The sequence below is a fragment of the Phenylobacterium sp. genome (assembly GCF_013822795.1).
GTDB lineage: Bacteria > Pseudomonadota > Alphaproteobacteria > Caulobacterales > Caulobacteraceae > Phenylobacterium.
In genome coordinates this window covers 155,080-175,434 of the sequence record NZ_PNLB01000008.1, presented here as the reverse complement: position 1 = coordinate 175,434, position 20,355 = coordinate 155,080, and the positions used below count along the sequence as shown (strand labels likewise).

General features: G+C 67.6%; 16 protein-coding genes. 7 read left to right on the top strand and 9 right to left on the bottom strand.

Translation table 11 applies throughout. The features are described 5' to 3' along the window. A partial coding sequence (locus tag C0481_RS09525) for an AMP-binding protein (protein ID WP_293403019.1) occupies window positions 1-268 on the bottom strand: 268 nt, incomplete at its 3' end. Window positions 269-356: 88 nt separating this feature from the next. Further along, a complete protein-coding gene (locus C0481_RS09520; protein WP_293403017.1) occupies window positions 357-1,370 on the bottom strand; it encodes a fatty acid desaturase in 1,014 nt (337 codons plus the stop codon). 187 nt (window positions 1,371-1,557) lie between these two features. Between C0481_RS09520 and C0481_RS09515 the strand changes: the two genes are divergently transcribed. Continuing rightward, window positions 1,558-3,411, top strand: coding sequence for a DUF885 family protein (locus C0481_RS09515; protein WP_293403015.1), 1,854 nt, complete (start codon window positions 1,558-1,560; stop codon window positions 3,409-3,411). Between the two features lie 2 nt (window positions 3,412-3,413). Here the strand turns inward: C0481_RS09515 and C0481_RS09510 are convergent, their stop codons facing one another. After that, complete coding sequence (locus C0481_RS09510) at window positions 3,414-3,917, bottom strand: GNAT family N-acetyltransferase (protein WP_293403013.1); 504 nt, start codon at window positions 3,915-3,917, stop codon at window positions 3,414-3,416. Beyond that, the gene (locus C0481_RS09505) at window positions 3,917-5,551 is read right to left on the bottom strand and encodes an EAL domain-containing protein (RefSeq protein WP_293403011.1); all 1,635 of its coding nucleotides are present in this window, start codon (window positions 5,549-5,551) and stop codon (window positions 3,917-3,919) included. Before C0481_RS09505 ends, C0481_RS09510 begins: the two co-directional genes overlap by 1 nt. A gap of 130 nt (window positions 5,552-5,681) precedes the next feature. Between C0481_RS09505 and C0481_RS09500 the strand changes: the two genes are divergently transcribed. Both C0481_RS09500 and C0481_RS09495 read left to right on the top strand, forming a co-directional pair. Then, a complete protein-coding gene (locus C0481_RS09500) occupies window positions 5,682-6,176 on the top strand; it encodes an NUDIX domain-containing protein (RefSeq protein ID WP_293403008.1) in 495 nt (164 codons plus the stop codon). Between the two features lie 13 nt (window positions 6,177-6,189). Continuing rightward, the gene (locus C0481_RS09495; protein ID WP_293403005.1) at window positions 6,190-7,275 is read left to right on the top strand and encodes a phosphatidylinositol-specific phospholipase C1-like protein; all 1,086 of its coding nucleotides are present in this window, start codon (window positions 6,190-6,192) and stop codon (window positions 7,273-7,275) included. Here C0481_RS09495 and C0481_RS09490 read toward each other — a convergent pair. Continuing rightward, the gene (locus C0481_RS09490; protein ID WP_293403003.1) at window positions 7,272-7,670 is read right to left on the bottom strand and encodes a GFA family protein; all 399 of its coding nucleotides are present in this window, start codon (window positions 7,668-7,670) and stop codon (window positions 7,272-7,274) included. The two genes, C0481_RS09495 and C0481_RS09490, sit on opposite strands and share 4 nt — an antisense overlap. A 104-nt stretch (window positions 7,671-7,774) precedes the next feature. On the opposite strand from C0481_RS09490, the gene C0481_RS09485 reads away from it, so the two are divergent. From C0481_RS09485 to C0481_RS09475, 3 genes are all read left to right on the top strand, one after another. Then, window positions 7,775-7,915, top strand: a complete 141-nt coding sequence (locus C0481_RS09485; protein WP_293403001.1) for a hypothetical protein — start codon at window positions 7,775-7,777, stop codon at window positions 7,913-7,915. Window positions 7,916-7,979: 64 nt separating this feature from the next. Further along, window positions 7,980-8,129: a hypothetical protein gene (locus C0481_RS09480; RefSeq protein WP_293402999.1), complete on the top strand. Its 150-nt coding sequence runs from the start codon at window positions 7,980-7,982 to the stop codon at window positions 8,127-8,129. Between the two features lie 152 nt (window positions 8,130-8,281). Next, window positions 8,282-9,337, top strand: coding sequence for an alpha/beta hydrolase (locus C0481_RS09475; protein ID WP_293402997.1), 1,056 nt, complete (start codon window positions 8,282-8,284; stop codon window positions 9,335-9,337). Here the strand turns inward: C0481_RS09475 and C0481_RS09470 are convergent. Together C0481_RS09470 and C0481_RS09465 are read right to left on the bottom strand one after the other, a co-directional pair. Further along, window positions 9,334-10,608, bottom strand: a complete 1,275-nt coding sequence (locus C0481_RS09470; RefSeq protein ID WP_293402995.1) for a dicarboxylate/amino acid:cation symporter — start codon at window positions 10,606-10,608, stop codon at window positions 9,334-9,336. The two genes, C0481_RS09475 and C0481_RS09470, sit on opposite strands and share 4 nt — an antisense overlap. Window positions 10,609-10,752: 144 nt before the next feature. Next, on the bottom strand, window positions 10,753-12,384 hold the full coding sequence (locus tag C0481_RS09465; protein ID WP_293402992.1) for a putative 2OG-Fe(II) oxygenase: 1,632 nt from the start codon (window positions 12,382-12,384) through the stop codon (window positions 10,753-10,755). Window positions 12,385-12,660: 276 nt separating this feature from the next. Between C0481_RS09465 and C0481_RS09460 the strand changes: the two genes are divergently transcribed. After that, window positions 12,661-15,621, top strand: a complete 2,961-nt coding sequence (locus C0481_RS09460) for a TonB-dependent receptor (protein WP_293402990.1) — start codon at window positions 12,661-12,663, stop codon at window positions 15,619-15,621. Window positions 15,622-15,830: 209 nt separating this feature from the next. Here C0481_RS09460 and C0481_RS09455 read toward each other — a convergent pair whose 3' ends face one another. Beyond that, entirely contained in the window at window positions 15,831-18,590 is a 2,760-nt protein-coding gene (locus C0481_RS09455) for a M14 family metallopeptidase (RefSeq protein ID WP_293402988.1), read from the bottom strand. 205 nt (window positions 18,591-18,795) lie between these two features. Then, window positions 18,796-20,286 carry an amidohydrolase gene (locus C0481_RS09450; protein ID WP_293402986.1) on the bottom strand — a complete coding sequence of 497 codons (1,491 nt, stop codon included), beginning with the start codon at window positions 20,284-20,286 and terminating at the stop codon, window positions 18,796-18,798. Window positions 20,287-20,355 lie beyond the last annotated feature (69 nt).

Sequence of the window (20,355 nt, the reverse complement as noted above, 5' to 3'; positions counted from 1 at the left end):
CGCCGTAGCGATAGTTGGTGTTGATCGGCGCGACCCCGGCCTTGAAGGCGGCGTAGTAGGTCTCAAGGTACTCCGGGCTATTGTAGAGGTAAGCCGCGACCTTGGCGTCGGCGGTGATCCCGTGCGCGACCATGTGGGCGGCCAGGGCGTCGGCGCGGGCGTCGAATTGGCCCCAGGTGACGACACGATCGCCCTGGATCAAGGCCGGATGGTCAGGCTGTCTGGCGGCGATCGCCTCCCAGACGTCAGCGAATGTCCACGCGCTCACGACGTCACCTCCCAATGTCTTTGTGTTTTGGGAGGAAGTTGGGGGTCAGCGGCGCGCGGGTGTCAACGTTGACCCCAGGGCAGGGGCCTCAGGCGGCGCGCGGCAGGCCGCGGATCTCCCGGAACGAGACCAGGCGTTGGGCATGCTCGTCCCACAAGGCCAGACGCGCGTTCTTGAAGCTGTCCCACAGGCCGATGCGGCTGACGTCGTGCAGCTCCGGATGGTCCTTCAGCACCTGCGGCAGGCGATAGAAGGGGATGCGCGCCGACAGGTGGTGCACGTGGTGGATGCCGATATTGGCGGTCAGCCAGCGCAGCGGCTGGGGCAGGTCGTAATGCGAGCTGCCGTGCAGGGCGGCGTCGTCACGCTTCCACTGGCCGTTCCGGGACCAGGCCACGCCTTCGTACTGATGCTGCACGAAGAACAGCCAGACGCCGATGGTGGCGGCGATGACCATGGTGGTGAAGTTGACCAGGATCACTGGCGCGACGCCGAGCAGCCACATCATCAGCGCGACGCCGACCGCGACGATGGCGGTGTTGCCGAGCGTCGAGGCCCACGGCCGCCAGCCATCCTTCATCAGGCCGATCGGCAAGCGCTGCTGGAGAAAGAACACGAAGGTCGGGCCAAGGCCGAACATCACCGCCGGATTGCGATAGAGTCGGTAGCCGAGCCGCCGGGTCGGCGACAGGGCCAGATACTCCTCGACGGTCAGCATCTCGATCACGCCCAGGCCGCGGCGATCGAGATTGCCGGAGGTGGCGTGGTGCATGGCGTGGGTGCGCCGCCAGTAGTCGTAGGGGGTCAGGGTCAACAGCCCGATGGCGCGCCCGACCCAGTCGTTGGCGGCCTTGTCCTCGAAGAACGAGCCGTGGCCGCAGTCGTGCTGGATCATGAAGAGGCGCACCAGGAACACCGCTGCCGGGACGGTGAGCAACAGCGCCAGCCACCAGAGTCCGAAGTGAAACGCGGCCCAGCCGAGGCCCCAGAGGCCGGCCAGGGCCGAGGCCGTCAGGGCGAGTTCGAAGATGCTGCGCGAGAGGCGCGGGCGCTTGTAGGCGGCGAGCTTGCGGCTCCAGTCGGCGGGCTTGGGATCAGTCACTTGGTCCAGGTTCCGTCACGGGGGGCGATAGCGTCCTGCCGATAGAATGCGGTCGTACTGCGACAGCACCTTGAATGCGACGGCCCGCATTACGGCGAATTATCCGGCCGCGCCATGCTCATGTCTTGTCGCCGGAGCGACGAGCCCCGTAGTGTCCCGCCACTTTGTGACATTTTGGGGGGCGGACATGCACAGTCGCCGACAACTGCTTCTTTCCGCAGGCGCGCTGGCCGTCCTGGGCGGCTGCGCCAGCAAGGCCGCGGCCCCCGCTAGCGTCACGCCGCAGCCCGCTGCGCCGGTACCGGCGCTGGATGCGGCCGCGCAACTGGACGCCTTCCTCGAGAAGATTTTCGCCCGGGCACTGGACGATTCGCCGCAACTGGTCACTGGACTTGGCCTCGACAAGGACGCCCGGGCTCCGGCCAAGTTCAAGCTCGACGACGCCTCGCTGGCGGAGAAGGCTCGCGCCAAGGCGCTGAACACGGCCCAGCTGAACGAGCTGAGGGCCATCGACCGCAGCCGGCTGACCGGCATGGCCGGCGTCAACTACGACAGCGTGCTGTTCAACCTGGAGACCGCCGAGGCGGCCAACCAGCGTTTCGACTACGGCTATCTGGGCGCCGGGCAGCCCTACATGATCTCGCAGCTGAGCGGATCCTATCAGTCGACGCCGGCCTGGCTGGACAATCAGCACCGCATCGAGAGCAAGGAAGACGCTGACGCCTACCTCTCGCGCCTGGCCGACCTCGGCCGGGTGATCGACGACGAGGTGGAGCGCGCCCGCAAGGATGTCGGCGCCGGCGTGATCCCGCCGGACTTCATCGTCGCGCGCGCTCTGCCGCAGATGCAGGGCATGCTGGTCGCGCCCGAGGCTTCGGGCCTGGTGACGTCGGTGGCCCGCCGGGCCAAGGAGAAGGGCATCGCCGGCGACTATGCGGGTCAGGCGGCCAAGATCTATGCCGAGAAGATCGCGCCGGCGTTGGAGCGCCAGATCGCGCTGTTCAAGGACATCCAGGGCAAGGCCTGGCACGACGCCGGCGTGTGGCGCCAGCCGGACGGCGAGGCCTATTACGAGCAGGCGCTGCACGGTTCGACGACGACCCGGCTGAGCGCCGACGAAATCCACAACATCGGCCTGGAGCAGGCCAAGGCGCTGCAGGCGCGGGCGGACGAGCTTCTGAAGGGCCAGGGCCTGACCAAGGGCGGGGTCGGCGAGCGGATCCAGGCGCTCTACAAGGACAAGCGCTACCACTACCCGAACACCGACGTCGGCAAGGAAAAGTTGATCGCCGACCTGATGGATCTGGTCGCCGCCACCAGCAAGCGCCTGCCGGAGTACTTCGGGACGCTGCCCAAGGCGCCGCTGAAGATCCAGCGCGTGCCCAAGGCGATCGAAGCGGCTGCGCCCGGCGGCTACTACAACCAGCCGAGCCTCGATGGCGCGCGGCCGGGCATCTACTGGCTGAACCTGCGCGACACGGCCGAGTATCCCAAGTGGGCGCTGCCGACGATCACCTATCATGAGGGCGTGCCGGGCCATCACCTGCAGCTGTCGCTGCAGCAGGAGGCCGACCTGCCGATGATCCGCCGCGCCACCTTCCTGTCGGCATACGGAGAGGGCTGGGCGCTCTATGCCGAGGAACTGGCCCGGGAGATGGGCGTGTACGAGGGCGATCCGCGCGGCGAGATCGGCTACATCCAGGCGGCGCTGTTCCGCGCCGGGCGTCTGGTGGTCGACACCGGCATGCACGCCAAGCGCTGGAGCCGCGAGAAGGCCATCGAGACGATGACCGCTATCAGCGGCACGCCGACCACCGCCTCGACCACCGAGATCGAGCGCTACGTCGTTTGGCCGGGTCAGGCCTGCAGCTACATGGTCGGCAAGCTGGAATGGTTGCGGCTGCGCGAGAAGGCCAAGGCGGCGCTGGGGCCGAACTTCGACATCCGCAAGTTCCACGATGCAGGCCTGCTGTCGGGCGCGATGCCCCTGACCGTGCTGGAAGCGGTGGTCGATCAGTACATCGCCGGCGCGCGCGGCTGACCTTAGGCGAGCCGGCGGTAGAGACGCTCGATCTTGCCGCCGGCGTCGTAGGTTCCTGCATCGGCGAAGCCGAGCTTGGCCATGACCCGTTGGGAGCCCAAGTTCTCCGGGTGCACGGTCGCGGCGAGGGCGGGTAGACCGATCGTCTCGAACGCGTGGATCATCAGCTGCGCAGCCGCCTCGGTCGCAATGCCGCGGCCCCATGCGTCGCGCCTCAGGCGATAGCCGATCTGGACGTCGTCGGTTCCCGGCAGAGGGGTCAGCAGGGCCCAGCCGAGCATCTGCTCGGGCGCCGTCTGCTCGAACAGGCTCCAGTAGCCGAGGCCCTCGCCGAAGTTGGTGTCGATCTGCGCCGACAGGTGCGCACGCTGGCGGTCGGGCGGCCAGACGTCGCCGAGATAGCGCATCACCTCCGCATCGCTGTTGACCGCGACGCTGGCCTCGAGGTCGCTGGCGTCTCGCGGACGTAGGATCAGGCGATCGGTCAGAAAGCGCGGCTGGGCCATCAGCCCCAGCTGTCCACGGATCCAACCCGGCGGGCGGCGGGCCGGGGCGCGACAGCCGCCGCGGCCGGGGCGGGCGCCAAGCGCAGCGCGGGGCTGTCGCTGGGCGCGCCGTAGAGCCAGCCCTGGGCGAAGTCGACCCCGGCGCGGCGGACGGCGTCCTCGGCGGCGGCGTTCTCGACCATCTCGGCGATGGTGCGCACCTTCAACTCGGCGCACATGCGAACCAGGTGGCGGATGAATGTGCTCTCGCGGCCGCCGTGCTGCAGTTCGCGGATGTAGCGGCCGTCGATCTTGACGATGTCGAGGGTCAGTTGCTGCAGATAGGCCAGCGACGCGGCGCCGGCGCCGAAATCGTCCAGGCAGATCATGCAACCCTCCTGGCGCAACGCCGAAAGGTGGCGGTCGGCCAGGGCGAGGTCGTCGATGGCCGCGCTCTCGGTGATCTCCAGCAGCAGGCGTCCGGCGACGCTTGGCGATTTGGCCAGCATCTGGCGCACGGCGCTGACGAAGGACGGACTGATGATTGTGCGGCCTGAGACGTTGGCCGCGAGTTTCAGGTCACGCTCGCTGGCGAGCCGGTTGATGGTTTCCTCGACGACGGCGATGTCGAGCGGCTCGATCATGTCGAGTTCCTCGGCCATCCGGATCATCGGATAGGGGCTGGCGCTGTCGCCGAAGCGCACAAGCACCTCATAGTGGTGCAGGGCTGAGCCGGCCTTCAGGTCCACGACGGGCTGGTAGACGAGACGGAAGCGCTTGTCGGTCACCGCGGCGCCGAGCACCCCGACGTCGGCCAGGGTCTTCTTGATCGAGCGGTCGACCATGTCGTTGAGATCGAGCGGGGAGCCGTCGCCGACGCCCTCGGCGATGAAGTTGTCCAGCGTGTAACGGATCGCGCGGGCTAGTTGGGCGGGCGAGGCTGTCGACTGCAAGCTCATCAGCCGCGCGGTGGCTTTGAGGCTTGAGACCGAGTCGGCCGTCACGCCGGCGATCAGGCGCTGGATCAGGGCGTCGACGCCCTCGCCCTTGTGCCGCACGAGCGCGAAACGGTCGGCGCCAAGGCTGGCGGCCGTCGAGCCGCCGTGCGACTGCGCGCGCAGGCCGCCGATCAGGCGTTGTTCCAGAGCCACGAACGCCTCGGGACCGAGCCGGTCACGCAGGGCGGCGAGGCCGCCGAACTCCAGGAACGCCATTTCCAGTTCTTCGCCGGTGGCGCGGGCGGCCTCGATCAACGCCCCGGTGGCGGCTTCGAAGCCGGACTTGTCATGCAGGTCGTGGCTGGTCTTGGGCGCCGCGCGGCTTAGCGCGCAAGAGGCCGCGCCGCCGTTGCCAGGCATCTTGAACGCGGACATCGCGGCGGCGCGCTCGCCGTCGGTCTCGCCGGCCAGGCCGACCACGATCGGCCCGCCGCGGCCGCCGTCTTTGAGACCGCTCAGCAGGGCCGCCACCATCATGCAGTCGCGCGGGTCGATGAAGTCGCGCCAGTTGCGGCCGACCAGATCGGTTTCCGCCGACCCGGAAAGCGCTTCGCTCGCCCCGATGGCCAGGGCGATGCGGCCGTCCGGGGCCAGTTCCAGCAGGAGGTCCGCGCTCGCAAAGGCGAAGCCGAGCAGGCGCTGAGGGGCTAACGACAAGCCGAGGGTCTCCATCCCACGTGAGGCCTCGCATCCTTGATTGGCGCGATTAATTTCACGTTGAGACCAGGGTTCGCCTTAAATGCGGCGAGCCGCGGGGCGTGTCTCGCCGCAGGAGGCAGGAGGGTGCATGCGCGAACGACTGACGGCCCGGGTTCTGTTGTTCGACGACTGCGGGCGTATCCTGTTGCTGAAAGGGCGGCTGCCGAACCGGCCGGCGCACACCGCATCCTGGTTCACGGTCGGCGGCGGGGTCGAGCCGGGCGAGACGCTGCTGCAGGCGGCGTTGCGTGAGATCGCCGAGGAGACCGGCTTCGTCGAGGGTGTGGAGCTGGGGCCGATCGTGTGGACTCGCCAGTCGGTCAGCGACCTGGTGACCGGCGAGACAGTGCTGTTTAAGGAGAGCTACATCGTCGCCCGATGCCGCGGCGGAGAGCCGACGCGCGACGGTTGGGAGGCCTATGAACGGGACCTCATCGACGACATCCGGTGGTGGAGCCTGGACGAGATCGCCGCCACCAGCGAGCGCATCTGGCCTGAACGGTTTTGCGAGCTGATCGGCTCGATCGTGCGCGGTGAGCATCCGGCCGAGCCGCTGGAGATCAGCGTCGAGCGCGTGGGCTGAGGCGAGGCAGCACATGATCATCACCGCCATCGCCGCGGCCGCCGCGATTCATGCGGGCTGCGACCTCGAGACGCCGAGCGGCGAGCCGGGCTGCACCCGTGCGTCGGTCGACGCGCTGAAGCTCAACGACCTCCAGGTCGTCGGGACCCACAATTCGTACAAGCTGGCGATTGCGCCCAAGCAGATGGCGTTGCTCAGGGCGGTCGATCCTAAGCAGGCCGACGGCCTCGACTACGCCCACCCGCCGCTGGTTTCGCAGCTCGACGCGGGGGCGCGGCAGATCGAACTCGATCTGCTGAACGATCCGCAAGGCGGACGCTACGCATCGCCGCTGGCGATGAAGATGGCGCCGGACCTGCCGTACGACCTCGCGCCTCTGAAGGCGCCCGGCATGAAGGTGATGCACGTACAGGACATCGACTATCGCTCGAGCTGCCCGCGGTTCACCGACTGTCTGCGCCAGGTCGCCGACTGGTCGAAAGCGCACCCCGAGCATTTGCCGATCCTGGTGCTGCTGAACCTCAAGGAGGGCGGGCTGAAGGTCCCTGGTACGGTCGATGCGCCCGTCTTCGACGCGGCTGCGATGGACGCGATCGACGCCGAAATCCGGTCTGTCTTCGCCGAGCGCGAGCTGATCACACCTGATAGGGTTCAGGGCCGGCGCGCCAGCTTGCGCGAGGCGGTGGCGGCGGGCGCGTGGCCGACGCTGAAAGCCGCCCGCGGGAAGGTGATGTTCGCGCTCGACGCTCCGCCGGAACAGGTCGCCGTCTATCGCGGGCAGCGCCGCTCGCTAGCGGGGCGGGTCATGTTCGTGAACGTCGACGAGACCTCGCCTGCGGCCGGGTACATCACCCTCAACGAGCCGCAGCAGCAGGCCCCCCGCATCGCTGCAGCGGTGAAAGCCGGACTCCTTGTGCGCACCCGCGCTGACGCCGACACGGTCGAGGCCCGCAGCGGCGACACCGCGCGTCGTGACGCCGCCTTCGCTTCGGGCGCGCAGTTCATCTCGACCGACTACATGTCGCCGGACGCCCGCTTCGGCGCCTATCGTGTCGGATTGCCGGAGGGCGGCGTCGCGCGGCGTAATCCGATCCGCTAGGGGCGGGCGTCGGGGTACTGCGGCAGGTCGTCGGTGATCGGCCACCATGCGGCCTTTGAGTCCACATAGAAGTGGAAGCCAAGCTTGACGGCGGTCGGGGCGTCCAGGGTTCCTGCCCGCAAACGCATCGCGCCGGGCTTGCTGGCCAGGCGGCTGAACAGCGGCCCGCCGCAGCGGCGACAGAACACCCGTTCCTTGCCGGGAGACGACTCGTAGGCGGTCAGTTCGTCCGCGCCGCTCAGCAGGCGAAAGTTGGCGGTCTCCAGCGGGATGTTGGCCCCAAACGGCCCGCCCTGGGCCTTGCGGCAGTCGCCACAGTGGCAGAGTTGGATGGGCGGCAGATCGCCGTCCACCTCGTAGCGAACAGTCCGGCACAGGCACGATCCAGCGTGCATTGGTCAACTCCTTGAAACCTTGACGCGAGCGTTAGGGTTAAAGACCCAGAAACTAACCAAAACCGTTTACGCGCAATTGACGGAACGACGTTATGCATCCGCGCATGACCCGCTTTTCCATCCAGTACGAGGAGCCGTCGCCGCGGAAGCCGCCTCCCAGCGGCTGGGTCATCCTTCGCGTCTTCATGTGGACCCTGCTGTTCGCCTGCCTGGGTCTCTGGAGCTGGGCGATGCTGGCCAAATAGCAACTGGCGCGCAGCTTGCGGCATCCGTTCTCCGACAGGGCAATACGTCCCAACGGAGGACACCATGCGGTTTACTTTCGCCGAAGACACGCCGGTCGTGCGGCGCAATCCAATGCTGGTCTGGGCGCGCCGCGCGTTCGATTTTGTGGTCATCGGGGCGGTGCTCGCCGCCGCAGTCGAGACCATTGCGTTCCTGCGCGACATGGTCCGCTAAGCTCGTCATTGGCTCGCGCGGCCGCTGGGGCGGTCGTGGTGGGGGCCTTCTGGCCGTTGCGGCGAGCGCGCGTCATGGCCTGACGTTACGGCGCCCCTGGAACGTCGAAGCGAACTGGTCTCAGTGGTCGCAACGATTGGGGAGAGACCGCCGTGAGACTGCTGAGCCTGACCCTTGCCGCCTGCCTTTTGGCGACGACCGCGCATGCCGAGGCGCCGACCGTCGCCAAGGTCGGGGATCTGCCGGTCGCGTTCGACGACCTCGGCGCGGCGGTCCAGACCCTGAAGACCGCGGACGGGCGAACCGTCCACTTCACCGACACGGGCGAGGCCGGGTTCCGGCCGGTCCTGTTCATCGGCGGCACCGGCACCAGCGCCCGGGCCTTCGAGATGACCGAGTTTCTCAAGTCGATGCGCAAGCAGCTGAAGCTGCGGTTCATCACCGTGGAGCGGAACGGGTTTGGCGACAGCCCGATCGCGGCCGGCTGGAGCTACGGCGACTATGTCGCCGAGGTGCGGGCGGTGCTCGACCACTTGCAGGTCCAGCGCGTCGCCGGCGTCGCCATCTCGGGCGGCGGCCCCTACATGGCGCAGGTCGCCGCCGCCATGCCCGAGCGGTTCATCTCGCTGCACCTACTGGCCGCCGCGACCCAACGTCCGCCCGGCGACGGGCTCTGCAAGCTCACCGCCGAGCAAATCACAGGCATCATGAAGTCCCAGGTGCAGAACCCGAAGACCTGGTGGGGATTCCCGAAAGACAGCCCGACGCACCAGATCCCCGGTTTCGCTGACCGCGCCTATGACGAGGGCGCGCGGGCGTTCTACATCCGCGGCCAGATGGGCGACCCGGCGCCGGAAGTGGCTGAGATCATGCGCTACTGCGGCCCGGCCCCGGACCTCTCGGCGGTGAAGGCGCCGGCCTTCATCTACCAGGGGAGCGCCGACAAGCTGGTCACCGCCGACACTGCGGAGCGCTGGAAGGCGCAGCTGCCGAACGTCGTGGAGATGCGCCTCTATCCGGGCGAAGGACATGACGTGCAGTACCGGCACTGGGACCAGCTGCTGCTGGACGTGGCCGGGCATTCGGAGCTTACCGCTGTCTGCGCCTCGGGCCGCTCGCGGGCGGTTCCCAAGGCGCAGGTCGACAAGCTTCTGAAGTCGGGCGCGACGTTGGGCGTCTGCGCCTGGGCGAAGCCCGCGGCCGGCTAGGCCGTAGCCTTGGCGGGCTCGCCGGGGGCGTCGGGATCCTCGTCCTCGATGTCCTCCAGCTCGCCCTCCCACTTGGCCACCACCGCGGCGGCGACCGAATTGCCGACCACGTTGGTCGCCGAGCGGCCCATGTCGAGCAGGTGGTCGACGCCGAGCACGATGGCGATCCAGGCCTCGGGCAGCCCGAAGTAGGTGAGGGTGGCCATGATCACCACCAGCGAGGCGCGCGGCACGCCGGCGATGCCTTTCGAGGTCACCATCAGCAGCAGCAGCATGAAGATCTGCTGTTGAACCGTCAGATGCACACCGTGCGCCTGGGTGATGAAGATGGTCGCGAACGTGCAGTACAGCATCGAGCCGTCGAGGTTGAACGAGTAACCCAGCGGCAGGACGAACGAGACGATGCGGCGGCGCACGCCGACCTTCGGCAGAGCGTCCAGGATGCGCGGATAGGCGGCCTCCGAACTGGCGGTCGAGAAGGCCAGCAGGGCCGGGGTGCGGATCGCGCCGAACAGCGGGACGACGCGTTTGCCGATCACCAGGAAGCCGGCGATGAACAGCAGCCCCCACAGCACGCCCATGGTCGCGTAGAAGCCGACCACGAACTTGCCGTAGACCGCCAGCATGGCCAGGCCTTGCGTCGCGATGGTCGAGGCGAGGGCCGCGAAGATGGCCAGCGGGGCCAGCTTCATCACGAACTCGGTGACCTTTAGCATGATCTGGGCGCCCTGTTCGACCAGGACCGCCACAGCCGGCGCACGATCGTCGACCGCGGCCACCGCAGTGCCGACGAACAGCGAGAAGACGACGATCTGCAGGATCTCGTTCTTGGCCATGGCGTCGACGATCGAGGTCGGCACCAGGTGGGTGATGAAGCCCTTCAGCGTGAAGGCGTCGGTGTTGGCCGCAGTCGGGGCGGCGGCGGCCGCAGTCTCCAGGTGCAGGCCCGCGCCGGGCTGCAGCAGGTGGACCATCATGAGGCCGACCAGCAGCGAGACGATCGACGCACAGATGAACCAGCCCATGGTCTTGGCGCCGATCCGGCCGATGGCCGCGGCGTTCTCCATGTGGGCGATGCCGGCCACCAGCGTCGTGAACACCAGCGGGGCGATGATCATCTTGATCAGCCGCAGGAAGACGTCGGTGATCAGCGACAGGCCGTCGGCCGCCTGCTTGGCCTGTTCGGCGCTGAGGAACTGGTTGCAGGCCCATCCGACCCCCACGCCGAGCACCATGGAAAGGACGATCAGCAGGGCGAAACGGCGGTTCATGGGCGGCTCACGGCTCGTGGAAGGCGGTCGGCGCGACAAGGCCGCGAAACTCCGACTTCCCCTCAAGACGCACGCAAGACGCAGCGCCTCATGCCAAATCGTCGCCGCGCCATAGCCTTTCCGTCGGACGGGGCCGACGACTTGCTAGGCCGGAGCGATGTCGAAGGCGATGGTCGTGCGCACCTGGTCGCCGCCGAACGGAACGGTGCCGTGCCACATGTACGAAGGAAACAGGGCCAGCAGCCCGGGCTGCGGCCGCACGAAGTGCTCGGCCGCCAGCGTCGGTCGCGTCGGAATCGGCGGCGCCCCGAAGCGCAGCCAGCCCGCGCGGTCGGCCTCGTCGCCGAGCGCCTGGGGGACGTCGATGTAGCAGGCCGACGAGATCCAGCCCTGCGGATGAATGTGGTCGACGTGGAAGCCGCCCGGCCTCAGCCGCACGGACCAGGCGCCCAAAATCCGGTGGCCGCCGTCATTGCGGGCGCGGAACATGTCCCCGCCCTTGCCGATCACGGCGCGGTAGGCGGCGATCGGTCCCTCCACCGCCTGGAAAAAGGCGCGAATGGCGGGGTGTTCGGAGGCGAGCAGGTTCTGCGAGGTCTGGGTGCCGCCGCGGACCGACTGTTCGACCGGATGAGCCTGTAGGGCGTGCAACTCGGCGAGCGCGACACGCAGGTCGGCGAGATAGGCCTCCAGGCTGCTCCAACCGTCGGGCGTGTCGATGGTCTGGGCGCGCACCAGCGCGTCGTAGTCCCAGAGGCCGCGATAGCGCTCGTCGCCGCCCGCCCGCCAGGCGGTGGCCAGCACCGCGGCCGCTTCCTGGTCGATGGGGTTCTCGGTCAGCAGTTGTTGGGCGATCTGCGCGGCGGCGGCGCAGTCGCCCAGCGCCAGGCAAGCGTGAGCCATGGCGCGGCGCGCGGACGGATCGCGCGGGCTGCGGGCCAGCACGGCGGCGCAGAGCTCGCGGCTGCGCTCGGGCGACGAGTGGAGCGACAGCGCCGCGGTCTCCAGCGCCAGGCGCGGGTCGCTGGGGGCGGCGGCCAGCGCCGCCTGGGCGAAAGCCAGGGCCTGCGCTTCGCCGGCGACGTGGTTCAGCAGGCGGATCTTGACCCCGGCCAGCAGCGGCCTGACCGCGGGCTCGGCGCCCGCCAGGGCCGCATCGATGGGGGCGATGGCCAGGCCGGCGTCGCCGGAACGCATCCAGATCAGCTGCCCCAGGTCGCGCAGGGCGTCGGCATAGGCGGGACGTCGGGCGACGGCGTTGCGGAAGGCGGTCTCGGCCTCCTCGAACCGCCGCAGGCCCTGCAGAGCCCGACCATAGACCAGCCAGGTCTCGGGCGCGTCGAGGCCCAGTGAAAAGGCGCGCTCGGCCTCTGCGGCGGCCTCGCGGTCGCGACCGGCGTCGCCCAGGCCGGAGGCGACGTTGTGGGCGGCGACGCCGCTTGCGGAGTTGAGCAGCGCCGCGCGCTGATAGTCGGCCAGCGACTCCGGCTTTCGGTCGAGCGCCTTTAGGGCGGCTGCCCGTGTCGAGAGCGCCTCATGCCAGGGGTGCTCGTCCTGTGTGAAGGGGCGGGTCAGAGCCTCGGCTTCCGCCGCGCGACCAGAACTGGTCAACAGTCGGGCGAGGGCTACGACCGCCTGGACGCAGGTCCCGTCCGCGGCGAGGACCTCGCGGTAGAGCCGCTCGGCTTCAACCAGTCGGCCGGCGCGGCCCAGGGCGCGCGCTTGATCGAGCGCCTGGGCGGTTGCAGGCGGCAGCGGGGGGAGGGCGGCGAGCAAGCGTCTCAACTTCCGTTAACTGAACATTCGCCAGCCCGGCGTGCGAGCGTGCGCGCGCATTGTGCGAACCCGGCCCGGAGCCTGTCCAGTGGGCGCCGACCGTTCAGGCGCGGCGCAAAAGCCGCACTCCGAAAGAGCCGAGCCGCGGCCTGCGAAAAATTACAGATCGGACATGTGGGTCCTTGGAACCCCTGCGTCTTGGGGTCCGGACGCGCGAGGGGTGCGTCGTCGAATAACAAGGGCGGACGGATGAATTCGAGTTCTTTGAAGTGGTTGATGGTGGGGGGCGTCGCCTATGGCGCTCTGCTCGCCGGCGGGGTTGCACAGGCTCAGGATGCGACCACCGCGGTCGAGGAAGTCGTCGTCACCGGTTCGCGTATCGCCCGTCCTGACTACGTCGCCAACAGCCCGATCGTCTCGGTCGGCCAGGCGGCGATCGAGAACACCGGCCAGGTGACCGTCGAGAAGTCGCTGTCGCAGATGCCGCAGTTCTCCGGTTCGTTCGGCCAGGGCAACACCGGCTCGACCTCGACCGGTCTGAACGGCGGCCAGTCGTACGCCTCGCTGCGCGGCCTCGGCGCCAAGCGCACCCTGATCCTGATGGACGGCCGCCGTCTGCAGCCGTCGAACCCGGACGGCTCGGTCGACCTCAACACCATTCCTGAAGCCCTGATCGAGAACGTCGAAGTCATCACCGGCGGCGCCTCGACCGCCTATGGCTCGGACGCCACCGCCGGCGTGGTGAACTTCCGCCTGAAGCGCAACTTCGAAGGCATCACCGTCGACAGCCAGTACGGCATCTCGGAACACGGCGACGGCGAGTCCTTCAAGGTCTCGCTGACCGCCGGCCGGGCGTTCGACGAAGGCCGCGGCCGCGCCGTGATGTCGATCGACTACACCAACCGCGACATCGCCCTGCAGAGCGCCCGCGATTGGAACGTCTTCCGCCTGACGACGCCGGGCCTGTCGACCATCCCGCAGGGCACGGTGCTGTTCGGCGCCAACCTGCCGACCTTGGCTTCGGTCAACAGCGTGTTCGTCGGCAAGTACGGCACGGCCGCCCTGCCGGGCAACGCCGCCGGCCGCTACACCGGCCAGATCGGCTTCAACACCGACCAGTCGATCTTCTCGACCGCCGGCGTGAAGGTTCAGAACTTCCGCGACCCGCAGACCAACGACGCCTACATCGTCAACTCGAACGCCTCTGGCACCCAGCAGCAGGTCAATTTCGGCTACGACGGCGGCTCGATGCAGTCGGATCTCGACCGCTACTCGGTGTTCGGCAAGATCGACTATGACCTGACCGACAATGTGAAGTTCTTCACCCAGTTCACCTTCACGGATTATGAGTCGGTCGGTATCTCGAACCCGACCCTGGCCTCGAACGTCTACGGCCTGACCGTCCCGGTCTCGAACCCGTTCATTCCGACCGATTTCCGCGCCATCCTGGCCTCGCGTCCGACCCCGGGCGCCGACTTCACCTTCTACAAGGCGCTCAACATCCTGGGTCCGCGGATCCAGCGCTACGAGTACACCGTCTACCAGCTGACCAGCGGCCTCTCGGGCGAAGTCGGCATCAAGGACTGGACCTGGGACGCCTACGCCTCGTTCTCGAAGGCCAAGTTCGACAACGAGCAGACCGGCGGCGCCAGCGCCAGCGCGGTCAACCGCCTGCTGCGCAGCCCGACGGGCGGCACCGAATACTGCACCGGCGGCTGGAACCCCTTCGGCAACCTGACCCCCTCGGGCGACTGCATCCGCTACATCAGCCGTCGCACGCTGAACCAGAACGAGCTGGAACAGCGGATCGTGGAAGCCAGCGTCCAGGGCGGCCTGTATGAACTGCCTGCCGGCGAAATCCGCTTTGCGGCCGGCGTCGACTACCGTTCGAACGAGTACACCTTCACCCCGGACAGCCAGCTGAACCAGCCCGACGGCACTTCGGACGTGCTGGGCTATAGCGTGCTGCGTGACGCGTCCGGTTCGGTCGACACCTACGAAGCCTTCGGTGAACTGCTGGTCCCGATCGTGAAGGATCTGCCATTCGTCAAGGAGTTCAACACCAACCTCGGCTACCGCTTCTCGGACTATTCGTCGGTCGGCGCGATCAGCACCTACAAGATCGACTTCGACTGGTCGGTGATCGACAGCCTGCGCTTCCGCGGCGGCTACAATCGCGCCATCCGCGCCCCGAGCGTCGGCGAACTCTACGCGCCGGTCTCGACGGGCTCGGTCGCCATCGGCACCGCCGGTCCGACCAACACCGACGGCGATCCCTGTGACGTCCGCTCGTCGTTCCGTCAGGGCGCGAACGCCGCTCAGGTCCGGGCGCTCTGCCTGACCCAGGGCGTTCCGACCGCGATCATCGACAGCTACCAGCTCGGCACGGCCCAGGTGTTCGCCCTCACCGGCGGCAACCCCGACCTGCAGGAAGAAACCGCCGACACCTTCTCGTTCGGCGCGGTCATTCAGTCGCCGTTCGAGCACCCGCTGCTGAGCCGTATGTCGGCCTCGATCGACTACTACAGCATCAAGGTGAAGGACGCCGTCGGCAGCCTGCCGGTGAAGAACTCGTTCCAGTTCTGCTACAACGCGGGCGGCGCGAACCCGACCTACGATCCGAACAACTACTACTGCCAGCTGATCGCCCGTAACACGGCGTCGGGCGTGCCGCTGAACCCCGTTCAGCCGCTGCAGAACCTTGGTCAGTTCGAAACCACCGGCATCGACTTCCAGTTCGACTGGAACATCGATCTGATGGATGTCGGCCTGGGCGACGACCCCGGCACGCTGGCGATCAACGTCTCGGTCGGCTGGCTGGACCAGTTCAAGATCCAGAACCTGCCGAACGCCGCCACCTACGACTACGCCGGCACCTGGGGCACGGCCGTCGAGACCAGCGCCGGCCAGGCTCACCCGGAGTGGAAGTCGGTCACCTCGGCGACCTATACCCGCGGCCCGGCCAGCGTCGGCCTGCGCTGGCGCTATATCAGCGAGATGAAGAACTCGGCCACGGTCGTCACCCCGACCAGCACCGCCCGCGGTGTGAAGGCCTACAACATCTTCGACCTCAACAGCCGCGTGAAGCTGCCGTGGGAGACCGACCTGCGCTTTGGCGTGAACAACCTGTTCAACCAGAACCCGCCGCAGGCTGGCGACACCGAGTACAACTACGACCAACAGAACTACGACGTGATGGGCCGCACCTACTACGTGGGCGTGCGCAAGCGTTTCTAGGACAAACGGAGGCAGGGGCGGCCCCACCGTCCCTGTCGCCACAAGCCGCTGCGTCCTTGGCGGTGGAGGGCGTCGGTCGCAAGACCGGCGCCCTTCTTGTTGCGTGCTCGGCACGGGCGCGTGCAGGCAAAAAAAGAGCGCCGGACCCGAAGGTCCGACGCTCCTGGCGCCGGGCGTTGCCGCCCAGCGCCGACGTCCTGGGGAGACGCCTATTTCTTGGCCACCGCCGGGCCGTAGAGCATGCCGTTGAACAGGAACTTGAAGGTCCCGTACGACTGGGCGCGCTGGGTCACTTCGGGGCCCATCACGAACAGCTTGCCCTTGCCGACATCGATATCGAGGATGCCGGTCGAGCCCTTCAGCCGCTCCTGACCGACCGCCCAGCCGCTGCGCAGCGGAGCGTCGGTGTCGAACCAGGCGACCTTGGCGACGCCGGTGGCCGAGGCCTTGAGGTTGAAGGTCGGGCTGCGGTCGAAGAACACGTCGATGTCCTGCGGCAGGCCATAGGCCAGCGGTTGGCGGTTATCGACCTTGGCGCGCAGCACCGACCCCGGAATGTAGAATTCCTTGGTCGAGAGACCGAGCACCTTTTCGCCGTCCTTCTTGGCGACCGCCACGTCCACCGGAGCCCCGATGACCGTCGCCAGGCGCGAAGACGAGCCGATGGTGATCACCGTGCCGCCGTTCTTGGCGAACTCGGCCACCTGCGGCAGCGTCTTGTCGTCGGTGATCGCGCCCAGCCACGGCCGGAACTCGGCGGGAATGTCCTCGGCCTTCGGCTGCGGGAACCCGCGGCCGGCCCGGAACGGCCCGCCTTGCGGAGCCGGGATCACGCCGTCGGCAAAGACCAGGACGTCGTAGTCCTTGGCCAGATCGCCGGCGTCGAGACGCTGCGGATAGACCACCTCGAAGGGCGCTTCGAACTGTTCGAACAGCCAGCGGTTCCAGCCCGAGGGCATCGAGCCGCCGTAGACGTCGACCAGGCCGACCCGGATCGGCTTCAGCGCGGTCGCCTCGCCGCCCGGCTTGGCGCCGACCGCGTAGGCGTCGATGCCCAGATCCTTCACGCCCTCAGCGATGATCGACTGGGCCTGCGCGGAGGCGGGCACCCAGATCGCGCCGGCGCCGAAGCTTTCCTTGCCCGCCTTGGCACCGTCCTTGAGCCAGAACACCGGCTGACCGGCCTTCAGCAGACGGTTGGTCAGGGTGAAGCTCTTGTTGGTCTCGTGGCTGATCAGCCACCCGGCCTTGCCCGAGCCCTTCACCGACCCCGGTTGCACCGAGACGAGGTCAGGCACGCGCTCGGTCGGCGCCTCGAAACCGTCGAGGATGCGATCGAACTTGATCCCCATCTGGTAGGCGAGGGTGTAGCCGGTCACGTCGTAGGGGGCCTTGGGCGGGCCGCCCGGATACTCGGTGTCGTGCGGGTGATCCTGCGGTTCGAACATGTCGAGGACGTGCGGGCGATAGGCCTGAGCAGTCTTCACCACGTACGAGCCGGCCGGGTAGGTCTTGGTTCCGACCTTGAAGGGCTTGGTCGCGCGGTCGACGTCGACGCCGGTCTTGATCAGAGCGTTCACGAACGCCGTCACGGTCGGCATGTCGGCTTGATCGGCCGGAATGACATAGCCACGCGGGTCGCGCGCTTCAGGGGCCTGCAGCACGCTGTAGAGGCTGGGGTCCACGGCGCCGGCACGGCCGAAGAACGACGCCATCATGTCGTCCTCAGCCGCGGGCTTGGCCTTCTTGGCGGCTTCGTTGAGGAGGTCGATCTTGGTCGGCGTGATGGTCCAGCTGTCCTTGGACCCGCGCTCGATGCTGTTCGCGCCCATCTTGTAGATGTTTGCGAGCAGGCGTTCGCGGTTGCGCGAGGCGTAGTCGATGACCGCGCGGTTCATCGTCCACTGGTACTCGACCGTCTGCGACAGGTGCCAGGTCTGCGGCGCGATCGGCGCCGGACGGTCGCCGTTCGGCAGCTGCAGGTTCGGAACCAGCTTCACGGTCTCGGGGGTCGGGCCGCCGATGATCTCGGTCAGCAGGCCGATCGAGTTGTGGAAGTACGCGATCGAGCGTTCCATCCCGTTGTGCCAGGTGGAGTACGAGGCCGCGCTGCGGGCGCCCGAGCCGCGCTTGTCCTCGGCGACCAGCCGGCTGTGCATGGCCATGCCGACTTCCTGCAGCGAGGTCATCACCAGCGGGTCGTAGTTGAAGTTGAACGGGTCGCGGAACGGCGGGACGAACACGACCATGCCCGTCGGGCCGGTCTGGTGCTGGTTGAAGATGATCTGCGGATACCACTCGCGGAACAGCTGCTTGTTGACGTTGGTCGTCTCAGCCATCTGCGACATGTAGCTGTCGCGGTTGTTATCGTGACCCACGTACTTCTGATAGAGGCGCGGGATTGAGTTGAACTCGCGCTTCTTCGGATCGTCGTGGCGCATGTACCAGTCGGACACCAGTTCCATGCCGTCCGGGTTGTCGTGCGCGAACAGGATGATCACGTCGTCCAGCATGCGCAGGGTCTCAGGATCGTTCTGAGACAGCATGCGGTAGAGCACCTGGATCTGACCCTGCGAGGTCACGGTCTCGGTGGCGTGCAGGCCCGCATCGATCCAGACGATGGCCTTGCCTTCGGCGGCGAGCTTGGCGGCCTCGTCCTTGGAAAGGCCCTCGGCCTTGGCCAGGCGCTTGGAGATCGACTTGTAGTGATCGAGCTTGGCGAGGTTGGCAGGCGAGGAAACCACGGCCATCCACTGGGTGCGGCCCTCTTCGGACTTGCCGAAGTCGACCAGCTTCATGCGGTCGGACTGCGAGGCCAGGGTCTTCAGGTAGGCCTCATAGGCCGTGTAGTCGGCGAGGAAGTAGTCGCTGCCCGGGTTCTGGGCGAAGGCCTCGCTCGGCGGAGTGATGCTCGCCGCATTGGCGGCTCCGCCCATGATCATGACCAGTGCCAGCGCGGCGCCCGTCATTGCGTGTTTTCGCGTCATTCCATCCCCCGTCTCGATTGCCAGAAACTGGCGGCCCTACAAATGGACCAGCCTCAGTAGACGAGACGCAATCGGGGCTCGATTCCGCATCTAAGGTTGCGGATGAAAATTTGTGGCGATCTGAGGATACCGGTGCGCAGAAAAGGTGACGGAATCGGGCCGGTCGGCCCGATCCCGTCAGGACGGCTTACTCGGCGCCGCCGGCCTTACGGTAGTCGAGCGGCGGCTTGCGATCGCCGACCATCGACTTGTAGGTGAAGTCCGAACCTTGGCGTTGCTTCAGCTCGGCCTTGGCCTGGGCGATCAGCTCCGGGTTCGACAGCAGTTCAGCGCCGGTCAGCGACAGGGTTTTGGCCGCCACGGCCGCGCCCTTGAGGCCGATGCTCATGCCGGCCGCGGCCACGTTCTGCCAGCTGTGGCCGGCCGAGCCGGGCACGAAGGTCGCCGTGGACAGGCCCACGGTCGGCGTGACCCACGAGACGTCGGCCACGTCGGTCGATCCGCCGCCGGCGTCGCCCGAGGTGTCGGCGTCCTTGTAGGGCTGGATCTTGCCCACCGAGGACAGATCACCGCCGCCCTTCGGCAGCGACTTGGCCAGTTCCTGAGCGAACTTGGTCTCTTCTGCGGTCCAGGTGATGCCGCCGACGTCGTTCAGCGACTGGTACATGACCTTGCCCAGCACGTCGTTGGGCAGCAGGTTGTAGACGCCGCCGGTCTGCTCGAACTCGACCCTGGTGCCGGTGATCATCGCCGCGCCGTCAGCGGCCTTCTTCACCCGGTCCATCACGTCGACGACGACCTTCGGGTCGGCGTTGCGGACGTAGTAGTAGACCTCAGCGAAGTCCGGCACCACGTTCGGAGCCTTGCCGCCGTTGGTGACCACATAGTGGATCCGCGTGCGGTCCGGGATGTGTTCGCGCAGGTAGTTGTTGGCGACGTTCATGATCTCGACGCCGTCGAGCGCCGAGCGGCCGGCCCACGGGGCGCCCGAGGCGTGGCTGGACTGGCCATAGAAGCGGAACTTGCCGCTGATGTTGGCCATCGAGGTGCCCTGGTTGGCCGAGTTGGTGTTGCCCGGGTGCCAGTGCAGGGTGATGTCGACGTCGTTGAAGAGCCCGTCGCGCACCATGTAGACCTTGCCCGAGCCGCCTTCTTCAGCCGGGGTGCCGTAGAGGCGCACTTCGCCCTGGACCTTGTTGGCGACCATCCACTGCTTCAGCGCCACGGCGCTGGCGACCGAGGCGGCGCCGAACAGGCTGTGGCCGCAGCCATGGCCGTTGTCCTGGCCCGCGATCGGGGTCTTGGTGGGGACGGCGGCCTGCGACAGGCCGGGCAGGGCGTCGAATTCGGCGAGGATGGCGATGACCGGGCCCGAGCCGTTCTTGAAGCTGGCGACGAAGCCGGTCGGCTCGCCGGCGACGCCGGCCTGGACCTTGAACCCGGCGGCCTTCAGCTGATCCTGGAGGAGGGCGCTGCTCTTGGTTTCCTGGTAGCCGAGCTCGGCGTAGCTCCAGATCTTCAGGGCCGCGTCGTTCATCTTCGGCGTGTACGCATCGACGGCCGCAGTCAGCTGGCTCTTGTCGGCGGCGGTCAGCGGGGCGGCGGTGGCGGCCGAGGCGGCGAGCCAGGCCGTAGCGCAGAGCGCGCTGGTCGCCAGCGCCTTCGAAATCAGTTTCATGGGTCCTCCAGGACGGCGGCGCATAAGGGCGCGGCCGCTCCTCTTCAAGACGCAGGCGCGCCCTGAAAC

Coding starts and splice junctions, on each gene's coding strand:
- C0481_RS09455 (WP_293402988.1), bottom strand. CDS start 18,590: ATGACGGGCGCCGCGCTGGCACTGGTCATGATCATGGGCGGAGCCGCC.
- C0481_RS09460 (WP_293402990.1), top strand. CDS start 12,661: ATGGTGGGGGGCGTCGCCTATGGCGCTCTGCTCGCCGGCGGGGTTGCA.
- C0481_RS09510 (WP_293403013.1), bottom strand. CDS start 3,917: ATGGCCCAGCCGCGCTTTCTGACCGATCGCCTGATCCTACGTCCGCGA.
- C0481_RS09480 (WP_293402999.1), top strand. CDS start 7,980: ATGCGGTTTACTTTCGCCGAAGACACGCCGGTCGTGCGGCGCAATCCA.
- C0481_RS09515 (WP_293403015.1), top strand. CDS start 1,558: ATGCACAGTCGCCGACAACTGCTTCTTTCCGCAGGCGCGCTGGCCGTC.
- C0481_RS09470 (WP_293402995.1), bottom strand. CDS start 10,608: ATGAACCGCCGTTTCGCCCTGCTGATCGTCCTTTCCATGGTGCTCGGC.
- C0481_RS09500 (WP_293403008.1), top strand. CDS start 5,682: ATGCGCGAACGACTGACGGCCCGGGTTCTGTTGTTCGACGACTGCGGG.
- C0481_RS09490 (WP_293403003.1), bottom strand. CDS start 7,670: ATGCACGCTGGATCGTGCCTGTGCCGGACTGTTCGCTACGAGGTGGAC.
- C0481_RS09485 (WP_293403001.1), top strand. CDS start 7,775: ATGACCCGCTTTTCCATCCAGTACGAGGAGCCGTCGCCGCGGAAGCCG.
- C0481_RS09450 (WP_293402986.1), bottom strand. CDS start 20,286: ATGAAACTGATTTCGAAGGCGCTGGCGACCAGCGCGCTCTGCGCTACG.
- C0481_RS09495 (WP_293403005.1), top strand. CDS start 6,190: ATGATCATCACCGCCATCGCCGCGGCCGCCGCGATTCATGCGGGCTGC.